Source organism: Rhodococcus sp. 05-2255-3B1 (genome assembly GCF_002258545.1).
Lineage (GTDB): Bacteria > Actinomycetota > Actinomycetes > Mycobacteriales > Mycobacteriaceae > Rhodococcoides.
Genome location: NZ_NOZC01000035.1, coordinates 314,002 through 332,933, shown reverse-complemented (window position 1 = coordinate 332,933; position 18,932 = coordinate 314,002). Strand labels below are relative to the sequence as shown.

General features: G+C 65.9%; 16 protein-coding genes. 4 read left to right on the top strand and 12 right to left on the bottom strand.

From position 1 onward, the window contains the following. Positions 1-67: 67 nt before the first annotated feature. Both CH249_RS20890 and CH249_RS20885 read left to right on the top strand, forming a co-directional pair. Positions 68-1,561 (top strand): sensor histidine kinase, encoded by a 1,494-nt coding sequence (locus CH249_RS20890; protein ID WP_230596876.1) that lies wholly within the window; start codon positions 68-70, stop codon positions 1,559-1,561. Next, a complete protein-coding gene (locus CH249_RS20885; protein WP_032395931.1) occupies positions 1,558-2,232 on the top strand; it encodes a response regulator in 675 nt (224 codons plus the stop codon). The genes CH249_RS20890 and CH249_RS20885 overlap by 4 nt, the downstream gene beginning before the upstream one ends. 48 nt (positions 2,233-2,280) lie before the next feature. Here CH249_RS20885 and CH249_RS20880 read toward each other — a convergent pair whose 3' ends face one another. Both CH249_RS20880 and CH249_RS20875 read right to left on the bottom strand, forming a co-directional pair. After that, positions 2,281-4,407 (bottom strand): S9 family peptidase, encoded by a 2,127-nt coding sequence (locus CH249_RS20880; protein ID WP_094681858.1) that lies wholly within the window; start codon positions 4,405-4,407, stop codon positions 2,281-2,283. Beyond that, positions 4,404-5,288, bottom strand: a complete 885-nt coding sequence (locus CH249_RS20875; protein WP_045200314.1) for a phosphoribosylaminoimidazolesuccinocarboxamide synthase — start codon at positions 5,286-5,288, stop codon at positions 4,404-4,406. The genes CH249_RS20880 and CH249_RS20875 overlap by 4 nt, the downstream gene beginning before the upstream one ends. A 62-nt stretch (positions 5,289-5,350) precedes the next feature. Here CH249_RS20875 and CH249_RS20870 point away from each other — a divergent pair, with 62 nt between their 5' ends. Further along, complete coding sequence (locus CH249_RS20870) at positions 5,351-6,763, top strand: MDR family MFS transporter (protein ID WP_094656555.1); 1,413 nt, start codon at positions 5,351-5,353, stop codon at positions 6,761-6,763. A gap of 97 nt (positions 6,764-6,860) precedes the next feature. Here the strand turns inward: CH249_RS20870 and CH249_RS20865 are convergent, their stop codons facing one another. The 3 genes from CH249_RS20865 to CH249_RS20855 are packed head-to-tail and all read right to left on the bottom strand — an operon-like array spanning position 6,861 to position 10,540. Continuing rightward, positions 6,861-7,916 carry an ABC transporter ATP-binding protein gene (locus CH249_RS20865; RefSeq protein ID WP_094681859.1) on the bottom strand — a complete coding sequence of 352 codons (1,056 nt, stop codon included), beginning with the start codon at positions 7,914-7,916 and terminating at the stop codon, positions 6,861-6,863. Continuing rightward, complete coding sequence (locus CH249_RS20860) at positions 7,913-9,475, bottom strand: iron ABC transporter permease (RefSeq protein ID WP_256981026.1); 1,563 nt, start codon at positions 9,473-9,475, stop codon at positions 7,913-7,915. The genes CH249_RS20865 and CH249_RS20860 overlap by 4 nt, the downstream gene beginning before the upstream one ends. 21 nt (positions 9,476-9,496) lie before the next feature. Continuing rightward, positions 9,497-10,540: an iron ABC transporter substrate-binding protein gene (locus CH249_RS20855; protein ID WP_094645734.1), complete on the bottom strand. Its 1,044-nt coding sequence runs from the start codon at positions 10,538-10,540 to the stop codon at positions 9,497-9,499. Between the two features lie 118 nt (positions 10,541-10,658). Here CH249_RS20855 and CH249_RS20850 point away from each other — a divergent pair, with 118 nt between their 5' ends. Then, positions 10,659-11,867, top strand: a complete 1,209-nt coding sequence (locus CH249_RS20850; protein ID WP_094645735.1) for an FAD-dependent monooxygenase — start codon at positions 10,659-10,661, stop codon at positions 11,865-11,867. Positions 11,868-11,896: 29 nt separating this feature from the next. Here CH249_RS20850 and CH249_RS20845 read toward each other — a convergent pair whose 3' ends face one another. The 7 genes from CH249_RS20845 to CH249_RS20815 all read right to left on the bottom strand — a co-directional run bounded on the left by CH249_RS20845 (position 11,897) and on the right by CH249_RS20815 (position 18,841). Then, the gene (locus CH249_RS20845) at positions 11,897-12,790 is read right to left on the bottom strand and encodes a siderophore-interacting protein (protein ID WP_094681860.1); all 894 of its coding nucleotides are present in this window, start codon (positions 12,788-12,790) and stop codon (positions 11,897-11,899) included. Positions 12,791-12,873: 83 nt separating this feature from the next. Beyond that, a complete protein-coding gene (locus CH249_RS20840) occupies positions 12,874-13,680 on the bottom strand; it encodes an ABC transporter ATP-binding protein (protein ID WP_094630436.1) in 807 nt (268 codons plus the stop codon). After that, complete coding sequence (locus tag CH249_RS20835; RefSeq protein WP_094681888.1) at positions 13,677-14,741, bottom strand: iron chelate uptake ABC transporter family permease subunit; 1,065 nt, start codon at positions 14,739-14,741, stop codon at positions 13,677-13,679. Before CH249_RS20835 ends, CH249_RS20840 begins: the two co-directional genes overlap by 4 nt. Continuing rightward, positions 14,741-15,805 carry an iron chelate uptake ABC transporter family permease subunit gene (locus CH249_RS20830; protein ID WP_094630650.1) on the bottom strand — a complete coding sequence of 355 codons (1,065 nt, stop codon included), beginning with the start codon at positions 15,803-15,805 and terminating at the stop codon, positions 14,741-14,743. Before CH249_RS20830 ends, CH249_RS20835 begins: the two co-directional genes overlap by 1 nt. A gap of 5 nt (positions 15,806-15,810) precedes the next feature. Continuing rightward, positions 15,811-17,082 carry a lysine N(6)-hydroxylase/L-ornithine N(5)-oxygenase family protein gene (locus CH249_RS20825; RefSeq protein ID WP_094681861.1) on the bottom strand — a complete coding sequence of 424 codons (1,272 nt, stop codon included), beginning with the start codon at positions 17,080-17,082 and terminating at the stop codon, positions 15,811-15,813. Then, positions 17,079-17,495, bottom strand: coding sequence for an aspartate 1-decarboxylase (panD, locus tag CH249_RS20820; protein WP_094681862.1), 417 nt, complete (start codon positions 17,493-17,495; stop codon positions 17,079-17,081). The genes CH249_RS20825 and panD overlap by 4 nt, the downstream gene beginning before the upstream one ends. Then, positions 17,495-18,841 carry a salicylate synthase gene (locus tag CH249_RS20815; RefSeq protein WP_094681863.1) on the bottom strand — a complete coding sequence of 449 codons (1,347 nt, stop codon included), beginning with the start codon at positions 18,839-18,841 and terminating at the stop codon, positions 17,495-17,497. The genes panD and CH249_RS20815 overlap by 1 nt, the downstream gene beginning before the upstream one ends. Between the last annotated feature and the right edge of the window lie 91 nt (positions 18,842-18,932).

The window sequence follows — 18,932 nt, the reverse complement described above, 5'->3', positions numbered from 1 at the left end:
GATTGCGTTGTCCTCGAAGCGCCCACTGAGCGTCGCCGGCCAGGTGTTGGTGCTCCAGCTCGTCGTCATGGCGGTCGTCGTGTTCGCCGGCGGCATCCTGACGGTGCTCAACGAGCGGTCCAACAGCGACGACGCGACCCGACGCGAAGTCACGGCGATCGCGGTCAGTATCGCCAACGAACCGTCGACGCCCATTGCTATCGAGTCCGACGATCCGACGTCTCGGCTGCAGCCGGAAACCGAGAAGATCCGTCAGGTCACGGGTGTCGATTTCATCGTGGTCATGGCCCCGGATCGGACCCGTTTCACCCACACGACCGTCGACCTGATCGGTAAGCCATTCAGCGGCAACATCGATCGCGCGTTGCAGGGTGAGACGTTCACCGAGACGTACGTGGGTTCTCTCGGCCCGTCGATCCGTTCGGTCACTCCGGTCACCGATTCCTCCGGCGAGATCGTCGGCCTCGTCTCGGCGGGCGTGACCAGGGCCAAGATCAGCGACCAGTTCTTCCAGGGTCTACCCCTCATCGTCGGGGTCGTTCTCGCCGCCTTCGTCGTCGCCGCCGCCGGATCGACGCTGCTCAGCCGCCGGCTCCGGCGTCAGACACTGGGGATGGCTCCTGCGGAGCTGCGCACGATGTACGAGCATCACGACGCCGTTCTGCATTCCATCGGTGAAGGCTTGCTGGTGTTCGGCCGGGGTGACGAGGCGGAGCTGGTCAACGACGAGGCCCGACGCCTCCTCGATCTGCCCGAGGGCCCTGTCTCCTTCGGCTCGTTGCCGGAGTCCATGCAGCAGATGGACACCGGCATCGTGCGCGGTGAACTGCATCTGACGAAGGATCGCGTGCTCGTGGTCAATCAGGATCCGGTGATGTGGGAGGGCCGACGCCTGGGCAACGTACTCACAATTCGCGATCAGACCGAATTGCGTTCGTTGATGGGTGAATTGGACTCGGTGCGCAGTTTCGCGGAGTCGCTGCGTTCGCAGGCTCACGAGTCGGCGAACAGGCTGCACACCGTCATCACCATGGTCGAGCTCGGCCGACCCGAGGAGGCAGTCGAATTCGCGACGGCCGATCTGGAGCTGTCGCAGGCTCTCATCGATCGCCTGATGAACGCGGTCAGCGAACCTGCACTCGCTGCACTGCTGCTGGGCAAGGTCAGTCAGGCCGCCGAGCAGGGCGTGGAGCTGACGATCACCGACGACACGGCCATGGAGCACGAGGGTGTGCTCACTGCACGTGAATTGGTCACGCTGGTAGGCAATCTGATAGACAATGCCATCGATGCCTCGAAAGAATCCGACCAGCCGTGGGTCGAAGTGACGGTCCGTGACGCCGATGGTGAACTCGTCGTCCGAGTCGCCGACAGCGGTCCCGGAATGCCGCCGGAAACGCTCAAAGCTGCTCTGCGGCGAGGCTACTCGACCAAGTCCGGCTCACGCGGTCTCGGCCTCGCCCTGGTGACTCAGGTGATCGGTCGCCATCGCGGCACCTTGACCTCGGAAGTGACGTACGGATCGGTCATGGTCGCCACCATCCCGGGATCGCTCTCGTGATCCGCGTCCTGATCGTCGACGACGAACCGCTGATCGCCGAAGCGCACAAGACGTACGTCGAGCGAACCCCGGGCTTCGAGGTGGCCGGGGTGGCGCACACCGGAGCGTCGGCCATGCGCTTCGCCAGCACCGAGGCCGTCGATCTGGTGTTGCTCGACATCGGTCTGCCCGACGCGAGCGGCATCGACGTGGCGGCGGCGCTCGGCGGTCTACGCCCGAGTCCCGACGTCATCGCCATCACCTCCGAACGGGATCTGTCGGTGGTGCGCTCCGCCGTGGCACACGGCATCGTGCTGTATCTGCTCAAGCCGTTCACGTTCGCCGCGTTCCGCGACAAGCTCGAGCGCTATCGCGAATTCCATGCCGCGTTGCCTGCCGGAGAGAACGCGTCGAGTCAACGCGACATCGACCGCGCGATGGCGCATCTGCGGACGGCCGACGAACGCGTCTCGACACCCAAGGGCATCGCCCCGCAGACGATGGACGGCATCACCGCGAGCATCAAGGAAGCGGCCGACGGACTCAATGCATCCGAGGCTGCCAAGGTCGTCGGAGTGTCCCGAGTGACGGCGTGGCGATATCTCGAGCGCCTCGCCGACGACGGACTGGTCACCCGGCACACCGAATACGGCAAGGCCGGGCGACCGCAGGTCCGCTACGTGTGGCGTTAGAGCGGCTGCGCCGCATGTGAGCGGAAATTCGTAGCAGGCTACGAATTTCTATGCACGTGCGCCGGAGGCGCTCACGATCCACGCATACTCGAAAGCCGCTTCCTTCCATTTCTCGTAGCGTCCGCTGACGCCGCCGTGTCCGGCGCTCATTTCGGTCTTGAGCAGAAGGTCCGAGTCACCGGTCTTCGTCGCACGCAGAGCCGCAACCCATTTGGCGGGTTCGACGTAGAGGACGCGAGTGTCGTTGATGGACGTGATCGCCAGGATCGACGGGTAGTCCTTGGCCTCGACGTTCTCGTAGGGGCTGTACGACTTCATGTACTCGTACACCTCCTTGTCGGCCAACGGGTTTCCCCACTCGTCCCATTCGATGACCGTCAGCGGGAGCGACGGGTCGAGGATGGAGGTGAGCGGATCGACGAACGGAACGTTGGCGAGGATGCCGTTGAACAACTCCGGTGCCATGTTCGCCACCGCTCCCATGAGCAGTCCGCCTGCGCTGCCGCCGTCGGCGACCAGATGCTTCGGTGAGGTGCGCCCGGTGTCGATGAGATGCTGTGCGGCAGCGATGAAGTCGGTGAAGGTGTTCTTCTTCTTCAACGTCTTGCCGTTGTCGTACCAGTGCCGACCCATCTCGCCGCCGCCGCGTACGTGTGCGACGACGAACACGATGCCGCGGTCGAGCAACGACAACCGGGCGACCGAGAAGGACGGGTCCATCGACGCCTCGTACGATCCGTAGCCGTAGAGCAACGTGGGAGCCGGCCCCTCGGGGACATCCTTGCGCGCGATGACCGACAGCGGAACCTGAGTTCCGTCCGGCGCAGTGGCCCACTCACGATGCTGCACGTAGTCACCGGCGTCGAACTCGCCCAGGACCGGCTGTGATTTGCGGAGCAGCAGTTCGCCACTGGCGATGTCGAGGTCGTAGACCTGGCCGGGGGTGATGAACGAGGTGTACACCATCCGCAGCAGCGGCTGATCCCATTCCGGGTTCGAACCTGCGCCGACGGAGTAGAGCTCCTCGTCGAATTCGAGCTCGCGGTACTCGCCGTACCCCTCGTCGGTCAGCGGCCAGATCGCCATGCGCGTCAGGGCTTCTCGTCGGTACGTGAAGATCAGGTGGCCGGCGAACGCATCGATGTCCTCGACGCGGACGTCGTCGCGATGCGGAACCAGCGTGCGCTGATCGAGTGGGTCCGAGACCGGAGCCTCGGCGAGCAGGAAGTTCTCGGCCTTCTCCCCCTCGGTGCCCCAACCGTTCACCGAGCCGTTGTGGGTGATCAGGAATCGATCCTCACCGGCCACGACGGCGTGCTCGATGCTGTATTCGACGCCGTCCGTGCGGGGCAGTACGACGCGGAACTCGCCCTCGGGATCGGTGGATTCCAGCACCAGGCACTCGGAGGTGATCTTCGAGCCGACCCAGATCATCAGGTACTTCTCGCTGCGGGTGGAACCGAAACCGACCCAGTAACTTTCGTCGGGCTCGTGGAAGACCTTGACGTCCCCCGACGTGCCGAGGGTGTGCCGCCAGACGGTATCGGGACGCCAGGATTCGTCGACCGTCAGGTAGAACACGTGGGTCGCGTCGGCCGTCCAGGTGGCCCCGGGCGCGACGTTCTCGATGGTGTCGGCGAGCAGCTCGCCGGTCTCGAGGTTCTTGAAACGCAGTGTGTAGCGCTCGTCGCCCTCGGTGTCGGTGGAATAGGCCAGCAGGTTGCCGTCGAGGCTGATCGAGAACGCGCCGAGGGAGAAGAAGTCGTGTCCCTTCGCCTCTTCGTTGGCATCGAGCAGGATCTGCTCACCGGGGACGTCCACGTCGGACGACAGGGTGGGCGGGGTCCAGTCGTCGGGAGAGTCGACGGGACAACGGCATTGGAGTCCGTAGGACTGTCCCTCGACGGTGCGCGAGTAGTACCACCACTGCCCCATGCGCGTGGGCACGGACAGGTCGGTCTCCTGGGTTCGCGACTTGATCTCGTCGAAGATCTTTCCCCGCAGTGACTCGAGGCCGGCCGTCTGCTGCTCGGTGTAGGCGTTCTCGGCTTCGAGGTGGGCGATCACCTCGGGATCGTCCTTGGCGCGCAACCACTCGTAGTTGTCGATGAACGTGTCCCCGTGATGGGTGCGCTCGTGCGGCACCTTCTTGGCAACGGGAGGGGTGATCGTCATGGCGTGACCCAATCGTCGAAGTTCAGACCCGAGATGCGCTCGTAGGCCTCGATGTAGCGGCTGCGGGTTGCGGCGACGATGTCGTCCGGCAACGGTGGCGGTGGAGTGTCGGAGCTGCGATCCCAGCCGGATTCGCCCGTCAACCAGTCGCGGACGAACTGCTTGTCGAAGCTGGGCTGGACGCGGCCTTCCTGGTACGAATCGGCAGGCCAGTAGCGTGAGGAATCAGGGGTGAGAACCTCGTCGGCGAGGACCAGGTTGCCGTCGGCGTCGGTACCGAACTCGAACTTGGTGTCGGCCAGAATGATTCCGCGTTCCAGAGCGAAGTTGGCTGCGCGCGTGTAGATCTCGATGGTGTCCTCACGCAGCTTGAACGCGAGTTCGGCACCGACCTGCTCGACGGCCTGGTCGAAGGTGATGTTCTCGTCGTGGTCGCCGATCTCGGCCTTCGACGCGGGCGTGAAGATCGCCTGGTCGAGTTTGCTGGATTCCACGAGCCCGGGGGGAAGCTGCACGCCGCACACGGCTCCGGTCGCGTTGTAGTCCGCCAACCCGGATCCGGTGAGGTACCCACGCGCGACGCATTCGATCGGCACCATGTTCAGCTTCTTCACCACCAGGGCACGGCCGAGCAGTTCGGCGGGAATGCGTTCGTCGAGCGGATCGCCGGCCAGGTGGTTGACGCCGCCGAGCTCCTCGAAGAAGAACACGCTCATCGCCGTCAGCACGCGTCCCTTGTCCGGGATCGGGGTGTCGAGGATGTGGTCGTAGGCCGAGATTCGGTCGCTCGCGACGAGCAACAGATGCGCGTCGTCGATCGTGTACAGATCGCGGACCTTGCCGCCGGCCAGATGCTCGTAGCTACTCAGTGATGGTCGCACGGTGTTCAACACTATCTGGGCCGGTGGCCGCGGGGGTGCCGGCAGGCATCAGACTGGTAGCTGTGGCAACGAACAACACGACATCGGATGTCGGATTCCGCTCCGAACGAGGACCGATACTGGTTGCGCTGATGCTCAGCACGTCTCTGGTCGCTCTCGACTCGACCATCATCGCCACGGCGGTGCTGTCCATCGTCGACGACCTGGGCGGGTTCACTCAGTTTCCGTGGCTGTTCTCCATCTATCTTCTGGCGCAGGCGGTATCGGTGCCGCTGTACGGCAAACTGGCCGACCTGTTCGGCCGCAAGAAGATCATGCTGTTCGGCATCGCGGTGTTCCTGCTCGGCTCCGTCCTGTGTGGCCTGGCCTGGAGCATGCCCGCCCTGATCGCCTTCCGTGCCGTCCAGGGTCTCGGTGCGGGTGCCGTGCAGCCGATGGCCATCACCATCGCCGGCGACATCTACACCCTGGCCGAGCGCGCCAAGGTGCAGGGCTACCTCGCCAGCGTATGGGCGATGTCCTCGGTACTCGGCCCGGCGCTCGGCGGTATCTTCTCCGAGTTCCTGACGTGGCGTTGGATCTTCTTCGTCAACATTCCGCTGTGCGCGCTGGCCGCGGTAATGCTGTGGCGCAAATTCGACGAGGGAGCCGTGGAACGCACCAAGCCCAAGATCGACTACCTCGGTGCAGGCCTGCTGACGGTGGGCGCAGCGATGGTGCTGCTCGGGCTGCTCGAGGGCGGACAGTCCTGGGCCTGGAACTCCCCCGTCAGCATCGCCATCTTCGTCGCCGGATTCTCCTTGCTGGCCGCGTTCGCAGTGGTGCAGACCAAAGTCGAGGAGCCGATCCTGCCGCTGTGGGTGTTCACCCGTCGGGTGCTGGTGGTCAGCAGTTCCATCTCGCTGCTCGTCGGGGCATTGATTCTCGGCCTGACGTCCTACGTTCCGACGTTCGTGCAGGGCGTGCTCGGCACCGGCGCGATCGTCGCCGGATTCGCCCTGTCCACCCTCACACTCGGCTGGCCCATCGCGGCATCGCTCTCCGGGCGGGTGTACCTGCGGTTCGGCTTCCGCACCACGGCGCTCATCGGTGCCTCCATCGCGGTCGTCGGAGCGGCATTCGCCACCGGCCTCGGTGCCGGTTCACAGGTGTGGCAGGTGGGCGCGGTGTGCTTCGTCATCGGCCTCGGTATGGGTCTGATCGCCAGCCCCACTCTCATCGCCGCTCAGTCGAGCGTCGAATGGTCCGAGCGCGGCGTCGCCACCTCGACCAACATGTTCGCCCGCTCCATCGGCAGCGCAGTCGGAGTCGCGGTGTTCGGTGCCATCGTCAACTCACGGATCTCCGCCGACCCGAGCCCCGAACAACTGTCCGACGCCATCCATCCGGTCTTTCTCGGTGTCCTGGCGGCGGCAGCGGTGATGGCCGTCGCGGCACTGTTCATGCCCAAGCGTGGAGCGGAACCGAGCCGATAGCGTTCCTTTCGGTTGCTTGTCGGCATGGCCCTCGTTTCGTCGGTCCGGCGCGTGATCGTGCCGGGCACGGCCGGTCGTGCCGGTGCGTCTGCGAAAACTAGTCCGCCGAACCCTCGAACCAGTGCACCGGCGATGTCACCGTGACGTCGACGGCGGTGCCGGGGGCGAGTCGGTCGCCGGTCCGGGCGATGGCTCGAAGCCGCAGCCCGGTGGCGCTGTGCCGCAGGGTGACCGAGGATTCGGGGCCGGTGAAGAGCTCGTGTTCGACGACGAACGCGCCGTCGTCGAACTCCGAGACCAGCAGCTGCTCGGGCCGAAGCAACGCCTGTCCGTTTCCCGTCTCTCGGGTCGTGGATTCGAGACGCCCCAGGACGGTGTCGACGTGGCCGCCGTGGGACGCAGCGTCGACGAAGTAGGCGTCGCCCACGAAGCGCGCGATCGCGGGTGTGGCGGGTCGCTCGTACACCTCACGCGGGGTGTCGATCTGGGCGCAGCGACCACCCAGCAGCACGGCGACCCGATCGGCAGTCCCGAGTGCCTCGGCGCGGTCGTGGGTGACCAGGATCGACGCGGTCTTGCTGGACTGCAACAACTCTCGCACGTCCTGCCTGATCGAGGTACGTAGCCCCGCGTCGAGGGCGGCGAACGGCTCGTCCATCAGCACCACCGACGGAGCAGGCGCGAGCGCCCGCGCCAACGCGATGCGCTGCTGTTGGCCGCCCGAGAGCTCGCTGGGTCTGACCCCACCGGCGTCGGGCAGTCCGACGAGCTCGAGCATCTCGTCGACCCGCCGCGTGCGCTCTGCGCGACCGGACAGATGGGGTCGCAGAAACCCTGCACGCAAACCGAATTCGATGTTTCTTCGTACCGTCAGGTGTGGGAAGAGTCCACCTTCCTGCGGCATCAGGCCTATTCCCCGCTTCTCCGGTGGCACCTGAATCTGCCCCGCCACCGAGATGTCCCGCCCGTCCGAGGTGATCCGGCCCGCGTCGATGCGGTGCAGTCCCGCAATGGATCGCAACAGCGTCGTCTTGCCGCAGCCGGAGGGGCCGAGAACGGCAAGCATCTCGCCGTCGCCGAGGTCGAGGTCGATCCCGTGCAGCACGGCCGTACTGCCGTACGAGGCAACGAGTCCGGAAATCACCATGCTCATGGCAGTGCTACTCGCTTCCGCGTCGTGCGCCCCAGCGCCCGTGTCAGTACGACGGTCGGGACCACCGAGATCAGGATCAGGGCCAGGGCGTAGGGAGCCGCCTCGCCGTATCGGAACGCCTCGGTGGTGGACCACAGCGTGGTCGCGAGCGTGTCGACTCCCCGAGGACGCAGCATCAGCGTCGCCGGTAGCTCCTTGGCGACGGTCAGGAACACCAGAGCGGCCCCGGCGGCGATGCCGGGAGCCGCGATCGGAATCGTCACCCGAAGGTCGGTGTGCAGCCGGCCCGCGCCCAGGGTCCGTGAGACATCCTCGAGGACAACGGGAGTGGCGACGACGACCGCTCTCGTACTGCCGACGGCCAACGGCAGGAACAACACCACGTATGCCAGCACCAGCAGCACCGCCGTCTGGTAGAACGACGGCAGGAACCTGATTCCGAGAAAGACCGTGGCGAGCCCGACGGTGATACCCGGTAGTCCGTGCGCGATGTAGGTGGACAATTCGGCACCGCGGGCGGCCCTCGACGTGGATCGGGCCGCGAACAGCGCGACCGGCAACGCGAGCACGGCCACCACCACCGCGGCGGTCGCGGAGTACTGGACGGTCTTGGCCGTGACGGCCAGCACGTCCACCCAGTCGACGGTGAAGCGCAACGATCGACTCAGCCACCGGGCCAGGGCCAGAATCGGTACCAGCACCGAAACACCGAGGGCTGCAACGACAACGGCCAGAGCAGGCACGCGCCACCGGCCCAGAACCACAGGCTCGGCCATCCGGTCCGTTCCAGATCCCACCCTCGCCGTGGCACCGCGTCGGGCACGCCGTTCGAGGAGGGTGAGCACCAACGCGCCCACCACGAGGACCAGTCCGAGAACCGCGGCCGCGGTGCGATCGAGTCCCCCGCGGTACGCACTGTAGATGCCGAGCGTGAAGGCGTCGTATCGCATCAGAGCCACCGCCCCGAAGTCACTGATGGTGTAGAGCGCGACCAGCAGCGCACCCGCCGCCGCGGCCGGAACGACGCGACGGCACTCGACGGTCAGCGCCGTGCGCACAGCGCCTCGACCGAGGGTGCGCGAGACCTCGGCCAACGACGGGTCCGCAGTGGCGAAGGCCGCGGACACCGGCAGCATCACCAGCGGGAAACAGGACAGCGTGAGGACCAGGGCTGCACCGGAAAAGCCTGCCAACGAGGGGAACTCGGCGATCCACAGATATCCGGACACGTACGACGGGATGGCCAGCGGGGCGGCGAGCACCATCGCGAAGAAGCGTCGCCCCGGTAGATCGGTCCGTACGGTCAACCACGCCAGCAGCGTCCCGACCACGACCGACGCAACGAGCACGGTGAGCGTCAGTGTTGCCGTGCGGATGGCGAGGTCGAGTGTGCGTTGCCGCAACAGCAGCCCCAGGACCTTCTCGGTGCCGCCGTCGAACGCTCGGACGAACAGATACACCAGCGGTGTCAGCGTCAGCGCTCCCACGCACAACGCGGCCGTCCCGAGAACGGGACGACCGCCGAAGTGGTGCCGCCGAAGCGGCTGGAGTGCAGACACGAGCCCGGAACCGAGGATTGCCTAGATGATTCCGACGTCGGTCAGCAGGGTCTGGGTGGCCTCGAGAGACGAGAGGCGACCCAGATCGAGATCGGTCGAGCCCAGCTCCGACAGCGGCGGCAGGTCGTAGTCGGAGGTGACTCCGTCGATGACGGGATATTCGGCGGTCTCGTTCGCGAAGTAGGTCTGCGATTCGGTCGAGAGCAACTCGCGCACGAAATCGAAGGCCGCTTCCTGGTTGTCCGAAGCAGCCAGCACACCCGCACCGGCGACGTTGATCAGTGCGCCGGGGTCGCCGGGCTCGAAGTAGTGCAGCTCGACCGGGGCGTCGTCGCCGTTCTCGTCCTTGAAGGGGTACCAGTAGTAGTGGTTGAGCAGGCCGGTGGCCACCTGTCCGTCGTTGACGGCGGTCAACAGCGGGCCGTTGCCCTCGAAGGCGACGGGCTCGTTGGCGACGAATCCCTCGAGCCAGGTGCGGGCACCGTCCTCGCCGCGCTGCACGCGCAGGGCGGTGACGAAGGCCTGGAACGAGGCGTTGGTCGGTGCGTAGCCGATTTGTCCGCGCCAGCGTGGGTCGAGCAGTCCGTCGATGCCGGTGGGCAGGTCGGCTGCCTGCACCGAATCGGAGTTGTAGGCCAGCACACGAGCCCGCGCGGAGGTGGCGACCCAGGTGCCGTCGGCACCGCGGTACTGCTCGGGGACCAGGGAGAGGATGTCCTCAGGCAGCGGTGCGAGAGCGCCCGCCTCGTCGAGGGCACCGAGTGCTCCTGCGTCCTGTCCGTAGAAGACGTCCGCCGGGGTCGCGTCGCCCTCTTCGAGGATCTTTGCGGCCTGGGCGTTGGTGTTGCCGGAGTAATCGACCTCGATACCGCCGCCGATGCGCTCGATCAGGGGGTCGACGAGCTCTTCACCGCGGCCGGAGTAGACCACGAGGGCAGACTCAGCGGAGGCGGACTCGGAGGTGGACGTGCCGTCGTCGGACGAGCCGTCCGAGCTGCATGCGATGAGACCGAGGGCGAGGGTTGCGCTGATCGAGAGCAGCGCCAGACGGCGAACGGTGAACACGGTTCTCCTGACGAAAACGGGACATTGAAGACAATTCGATGAAAGTACACCACAAAGGTGAGGCTCAGCTACTTTCCCTCCGGGATTGAACGACCGGCCGCCCGGGCATGCGCGCCCCATGACTTCTCGTGTTCTCGTCACCGGTGCCAGCATCGCCGGTCCCACCGTGGCGTTCTGGCTGGACCGAGCCGGCTTCGAGGTCACCGTCCTCGAACGCTCACCGCAACTGCGACTCGGCGGCCAGAACATCGACGTTCGCGGCTCCGGCCGCAAGGTGCTGCAGCGCATGGGCCTGGACGCGACCCTCCTCGCGAACGGCACCACCGAGAAGGGCACCCGATTCGTCGACGACGCCGACGCCACCATCGCGGCCTTCCCGGCCGGCGACGGAACCCATGACGGGCCGACGGCGGAGTTGGAGATTCTGCGCGGCGAGTTCGCACGGATCCTCGTCGAGTCCGCCGGACCACGGACCGAGTATCGCTACGGCGATCGCGTCGTCGGCGTGGTCCAGGATGCCGACGGAGTCGATGTGACATTCGCAACGGGCGCAGCGGAAAGGTTCGACCTCGTTCTCTTCGCCGACGGAATACGTTCCAGCAGCAGGGAACTGGTGTTCTCCGGGGAGGCCGAGACCACACCCGTCGGCCTGTACACCGCCTACGGCGTACTGCCGAAGGGACCGAGCGACGACGGCTGGTGGCGCTGGTACAACGCCCCCGGATCTCGCGTGGCGAATCTACGACCGGACAACCTCGGCACGACGCGATTCAGCCTGTCCTGGGTGTCCGACGACAGCGGCTACGAGGGCGCGTCCACCGAACGCGTCATCGCCGCCCTGCGTTCGACATTCGCCGATGTCGGTTGGGAAGTGCCCCGGATCCTGGACTCGCTGGGACCGGACTCGGAACTGTACGTCGACTATCTGGCGCAGGTGAAGGCCCCGCGCTGGTCCGACGGCAGAATCGGCATGCTCGGCGATGCCGCCTGGTGCGCAACGCCGTTGAGCGGCATGGGAACAACGTTGTCGGTCACCGGCGCGTACGTGCTCGCCGGCGAGCTCGCGAGGGCGAACGATCATCGCGCCGGATTCGAGGCCTTCGAGGCGCGGATGCGGCCTTTCGTCGAGCAGGCGCAGAAACTCCCACCCGGTGTGCCTCGCGTCGCGCATCCGAAGACCTCGGCAGGAGTCGCTGCATTCCGCACCGTGCTGCGCCTGGCCGGATCCAAGCCTGTACAGGCCGTGACCAGCAAGTTCCTCGGTCCCGACGCGGCGACGCTCGAGCTGCCGGATTACGAGTTCGACGCAGCCCCACGTGAGCGGTAATTCGACCCCTGCTACGAAGTTCTGCTCACCTACAGTCCGACACGTTCCAGCAGCGCATCGAACGCCTCGCTGGCTTCCTGCTCCGAGCGGCCGGATTCGATGACTCCGTTGTACACCGCCAGCGCCTCCTCCTGGTATTGCTTGTACTTCTCGAGCCACTTCTCGGAGTCGGCGCGCCAGTATCCGATGATGTCGAAATACGCGATGTCGTAGCCCAATTCCTTGCGGAAGTGCTTGCGCACCCGACGCGAGGACGACGCCTCGCCGGCGAACCACACGTAGCCACGCCCCTCGGGCAATGGGTACGCCAACACCGCGTCGTCGAGAACGCTTGCGCTGTCGCCGTTTCCGGATCCGATACGCCAATCGAACGTCACGTCGGCGGGGGTCTCGAAGGATTGGATGTCGCCGCGCTCGAGCACCTCGACGATCGCGTGCGCACGCGTTCCGGCGGGCAACTGCTCGACGAGACGACCGAGCGCGGGCAACCCGGTCATGTCCGCGACCAACAGCAGCCATTCGACGTCGGCGGGCGGTGAATACCAGGAGCGGGGGCGGGTGAAGAGCACCGTCTGCCCCGGGGCGGCCTGCTGGGCCCAGGTCGATGCGACACCGCCCTCGTGTGCGAAGAAGTCGATGGTCAGCTCACCGCGCTCCTCGTCGAGGCGGCGAATGGTGTAGTTGCGACCTTCGGGAGCGTCGTCGAGACCGTGGAACCACCAGAGACCGTCGACCTCGGTCATCGGCGGCGGGATCACCTCGCCTGCTCTGGGGAAATAGACTCCGACGCATTCGTCGGGCACCCCGAGCGTGCGGTAGCCGACGACGTGGTCGCCGCCGAAGGTCACACGCACCATGTGCACCGTGAGTCGTTCCACCGCAACGACGTCGGCGTAGTGGAAGCCACGCGGTTGTTCACTCATCTTCGTCCTCGATACATATCTCGACGTCACTCCTGCGAGAAACCCTCAGGGCCGACTCGGGGCCGTTCTCCCTCAACTTTAAACTAAGCCTTGCCTAGCCTGCGACCGACCACCTTGGGGATCACCAGCGGAGTGTGCGATTCCGGATCGTCGATGATGCGGCACGGCAGCCCGAAGACCGCCTCGACCAGCTCGGCGGTGACGACGTCGGCGGGCGCGCCCTCGGTGACCACTGCGCCGTCCTTCATCGCGATGATGTGGTCGGCGTACCGGCAGGCGTGGTTGAGGTCGTGCAGCACGGCGACGAGAGTGCGGCCGTTCTCGCGGTTCAGAGTGGCCAACAGGTCGAGCAGTTCGATCTGGTGGGCGATGTCGAGAAAGGTGGTCGGTTCGTCCAACAACAGCAGCGGTGTCTGCTGCGCCAGAACCATTGCCACCCAGACGCGTTGCTGCTGTCCGCCGGACAGCTCGTCCACCGGACGAGCCGACAGCGATGTCACTGCCGTTGCGTTCATGGCCTCGATCACCGCAGCCTCGTCCACCGCCGACCACTGCCGGATCAACTTCTGATGCGGATAACGGCCCCGCGCAACGAGATCGGCCACCGAGATCCCGTCGGGCGCGATGGAGGTCTGCGGAAGCAGGCCGAGGCGTCGGGCAACTTCTTTCGCGGGATACGACGAGATCGCCTTCCCGTCCAGCAGAACGGTTCCGTGCGTCGGCTTCAGCAGCCGCGAGAGGGCCCGCAGCAGAGTCGACTTACCGCAGGCATTCGGTCCCACGACGACGGTGAACTTGCCGTCGGGAATCTCGACGGTCAGGTTCTCGCTGATGACGTTGCTGTCGTATCCGACCGTGATCTCGTCGGTGTGCAATCGAGGCTTCGTCACTGCTTCCTGCCTTCCCGCGCCAACAACCACACGAAGTATGCGCCGCCGACCGATACGGTCACCACACCCACCGGCAGCTGGGTGGGAGCGAACACGCGCTGCGCGACAACGTCGCTCACGACCAGCAGCAGCGCTCCCATGCACGCGGCAGGCATCAGCGCCACCGACGAGGTGCCGGTGAGGCGGCGAGCCAACTGCGGCGCAGCGAGCGCGATGAAGGAGATGGGTCCCGCGGCCGCGGTGACCATCGCGATCAACGCGACACCCAGAAACACCAGCATCAGACGGGTCGGCTCGGCGCGCACGCCGAGCGCCCTCGCCGCGTCGTCCCCCATCTCCAGCATCGGCAGCCGACGCGAGAGCACCGCCGAGCACGACGCGATGACGACCGACACTGCCAGTACAGGCCCTACCTGCGACCACCCCAGCCCGTTCAGGGTGCCCGCACCCCACACGGCGGCCGCGATGGCGTCGTCCAGATCGGCCCTGATCACCAGCCAGGTGTTGACGGAGGCCAGCACGGCGCTGACCGCGATCCCGACGATGATCAACCGAAAGCCCTGCACCCCGCGCCGGTACGCGAGCAGGTAGACCACGGCGGCCGTTGCGAGTCCGCCGACGAGCGCGCCTGCTCCGGTCCGGTAGTAGCCACCACCGAGAGTGAGGATGACGACGAGCGCGCCGGTGTAGGAACCGGTACCGAACCCGATGATGTCCGGGCTGCCCAACGGATTTCGCGTCAAGGATTGAAAGACCGCGCCCGATACACCGAGGGCGGCACCGAACAGGAAGGCCAGTGCCACTCGGGGAAACCGCCAGTCCATCACCACGATCTCGGTCAGGCGTGGCGCATCGCCGAACACTGCGGCGAGCACCTCGTTCGGCGGAATGTAGAGGTCGCCGGTACCGACGGCGACGATGGAGACCACCGCCGTCACGGCAAGCAGGGCCGCGCAGACGCCCACCGTTCGGATGCCGATGCGGCCGTCCACTCGATCCCGCACTCGCACGACCCACAACTTTCGGCCGAAATCGATGTTGCCGCCGCGTTGCTCACCGATCACAGTCCGCTCGCCTTCTTCCGGCGAACCAGCACGATCAGCACCGGTGCGCCGACGAACGCGGTGACGATACCGACCTGCAGCTCCCCCGGCCTGATGACGATGCGGCCGACCACGTCCGAGAGCAGCAGCAATCCCGGTGCCGCGAACACCGTGTAGATCAGAATCCAACGCTGGTCCGGTCCGACGATCCAACGCACCATGTGCGGGATCATCAGTCCGACGAATCCGATGGGCCCGGCCGCCGCCGTCGCGGCTCCGGCGAGCAGAGTCACAGCGACGACGCCGACGATTCGCGTCCGAACCACGTTCGCTCCCAGTGACCGGGCCAGATCGTCGCCGAGCGATATCGCATTGAGGGGACGAGCGATCAGGGCCGCCAGAAAGACTCCGAGCGCGATGAACGGGGCAACCTCGGACGCGATGTCCAGGCCTCGACCGGCCAACGACCCCGCGCCCCAGAACCTCATCCTGTCGAAGGCATCCGGATCGAGCAGCAGCATGCCCGAGGTGACGCCGCCCAGTACCGCACCGAGCGCAATTCCGGAGAGCGTCAAGCGAATCGGAGTGGCTCCGGCGCGCCCCAGTGACCCCAGCGCGTACACCACGATCGTTGCGAACACCGCCCCGGCGAACGCGAACCAGATGTACGAGCCGATTCCGGTGAAACCGAACACGCCGACGGCGATCGCGACGAAGAACGCGGCCCCGGCGTTGACGCCGAGAATTCCCGGGTCGGCCAGCGGATTTCGCGTCATCGCCTGAATCAGCGCACCGGCGACCCCGAGGGCGAGTCCGACGAGCAAACCCAGAACCGTACGCGGAAGCCGCAGTTCGCGGACGATCACGGATTCGGTGGATCCGTCGGCGTGTAGCAGCCCGTGCCACACCCGACCGATCGGGATGTACTCGGTGCCCACCGAAATGCTCACCAAGCACAGCGCTGCCAGAACACCCAGGACGACGAACAACCCTGCGGCCCGACGCGCATCGGTGCGAGCGAGACCACCGACTTCGGCCGGAACATCTCGCTGTTCCGGCTCGTCGCCCACGCTCGCACTCACCCGATTCACACCACCGATCGCACCCTCGCGCTCACTGCGGACTTCACGATCTCACCGCTGCGAACAGCGATGTTCGACAGCAACGACGAGGTCAGACCGTGCGTGTGCTCGGTACCGCCCTGCAGGTAGATCGAACCCGCACTCGGTTCGCGCGTCACGAGTCGGTAGTCCCGCGTCACGCGAGGACCGCGGGAGTCGTATTCGACGGCGTCGAACAGCGGACCGAGGATCTCGGGTAGATCGAGGGACGTGAAGCCGGTGGCATAGACGACAGCGTCGCACAGTATGTCCTCGGCCAGACCCGTCGGGCCGTGCTCGACGGCGACCCGGACGCCGGACGGCTCCTCGACGGCGTCGACCACTCGAGATGCTCCGTGCACGAACAGCCTGCGCTGCCCGCTGACCCGCTCCGCGTACTCGCGCGAGTACAGCTCCTCGATCAGGGGTAGGTCGACGGCGGAGTAATTGGTACCGCGGTGATACTGCAGCAGCTGCTCGCGCAGCGTGTGGGACGACGAATAGAAGTCGTCGACGGCCGTCGGATCGAAGATGCGATTGGCATAGGGGCTGTCGTCGGCCGGGCTGTACCCGTACTTGCGGAGCACCGCGTGCACGGAGGAATCGCCGTACGACGAGTGCAGGTAGTCCACCACCTCGGCCGCGCTCTGCCCGGCACCGACGACGACGAACGTGCGATGCGTCCGCGACGACAGGCGGTCCAGGTGCCCGAGGAGATCGTGGTTGTGGAACTGCCGCGCCGACGCTGTCACCCCGTCCGGCAGGGTGGCCGTCAAACCGCCGGCGAGCACGATGTTGCGACCCCGCACGGTCCCGGTTCGTCGTCCCTCGGTTCGGACGCCGTATCCGTCACCGGTGTCGACGACGTCCACTGCCCGGGTGCCGTAGTGCACCGTTGCGTCGACCTTTCCGGCGGCCCACGTCAGGTAGTCGTGGAATTCGAGCCTGCTGGGGAAGAACGTCTGCAGGTTGATGAAGTGATTGAGTCGACCGTGCTCCGACAGGTACGCCAGAAAGGTGTACTCGCTGCCTGCATTGCGCTGGGTCGCCAGGTCCTTGAGAAACGAGATCTGCATCGTCGTCCCCGGCAACAACATTCCGGGGTGCCAGGCGAACTCGTCCTTGGACTCGACGAAGCAGGCCGTCAACCGTTCTGCGGGCGCGCAGGTTCGGTTGTGCTCCTCGATCGCGATGGCCAGTCCCAGATTGGAGGGCCCGAATCCGACGCCGACGATGTCGTAGTTCTCGTGCGACGTCATCGAACGCTCGCCCCCGACATCTGATCGACGGCACCCGGAACCGGCGCGGACGGGTCGACTCCGAGAGCGACGATCTCGTTGGCAGAATCGACGTGCACCACCGACGGGGTGTGCGAGGACAGCTCGGAGTCTTCCACCTGTCGGAACGACATGATGATCACCAGATCACCTGGAGACACCAGATGCGCTGCTGCGCCGTTGATTCCGATGACACCGGAACCGGGGTGCCCTTCGATCACATACGTCACCAGGCGCGCTCCGTTGGTGATGTCGACGACGTGAACCTGTTCGCCCTCGATCAGGTCGGCGGCGTGCATCAAAGTGGAGTCGATGGTGATCGAACCGACGTAGTGCAGGTCGGCGTGAGTGACAGTGGCGCGGTGGATCTTTCCACCCAACATGGTGCGATGCATCAGGCGTCTTCCTCCTTCTTACGGACGAGATACGGGGCGACGCTGCCGAGTTTCTCGCAGGTTTCGTCGAATTCACGATCGGGAGTCGACTGGCCGACGATGCCGGCACCGGCACGCAGCCATGCCGATCCGCGCTGTTCGTACACAGCTCGAAGCACCAGCGCCGCTTCGAGTTCCCCCGTGGACGACGCCTTCACGACGGCCCCCGAGTACAGGCCGCGAGGCGGGTCGTCGAGCCGCCCTATCGCCTCGATGGCCTCACGTTTGGGAATGCCCGATGCCGTGACGGCCGGGAACAGGGCCCCGAAAGCGTCCCAGCAGGACAGGTCGTCACGCAGACGTGCCCGCACGGTCGACGCGAGGTGCTGGACGCTTCCGCGCTCTCGCACACTCATGAAGTCCGACACGGCGGTCGACCCGGGTCGTGCGATCGATTCCAACTCCTCGAACGAGGTACGAACGGACACAGCGTGTTCGGTGATTTCCTTGGGATCCTGCTCGAGATCGGTTTTCGCTGCGGAGTCGGCATCGGAACCCAAGCCGAAGGCCCGCGTGCCTGCCAACGGTTCGGTGGTGACCACACCACGTGCGTCGACGGACGCAACCAGCTCCGGGCTGAAACCCGAGGCACGGAGGTCACCGAGGTGCAAAAGGAACGAGCGAGCCGGAGTGTTCGCTGCTCGCCCCGCCCGGTAGGTACCCGGCATGTCCAGATCGAACGGAATACGCACCGTGCGAGAGAGAATGACCTTGGCGTACTCACCTCGGTGAATCTCTGCAACAGCTTGCGCCACCCGACCGCGATAGTCGTCGAGGTCGCCGCCGACATCGAGCGGGTGGACCGTCGGTGGCTCGTCGACGGAGGCGGCGGTGAGTACGGCGAACACCGCGGCGCGGTCCTCCTCGGTCCCGGTGACCTCGATGTCGTCGCAGTCATGTCCGAATCGGACCTCGACTCGCGGCACGACCAAGTGGGCGATCACCTCGTCGGACTCGGACTCGGCGACGGCGTCGTGCAGGTGGGCTGCGAACCCGAATCCGACGTAGCCGTACGCATTCCAGGATTCGCGAGTGAGACCGTCGCAGGCCTCACGCAACGCCGCCGCCGGGTTGCCGGACCACCGACGCACCGTCGGAGCCCCGCTCCCCCACGTTGTCGTGACGACATCCGGTTGCAGGACGATGCGAGCGACCACGCCACCCGCGAACACCCAGCGTCCTCTGTCCTCGTACACGACGTACTCGTCGAACAAGCCGGACTCGGCCAACGTGACCACCGTCTGCAACCCGCGCTGCAGGATGGTCGTATCGGCCGTGCCCGACGCCGTTTCTTCGACAACGGTCATGTGTATGTGCACTCCTGACGGTGAATCGGTCCGAGACCGCGCATCGCGCGCAACCGATATGCCGAGAGCATCGCCGCGCGCCTTCAGTAGG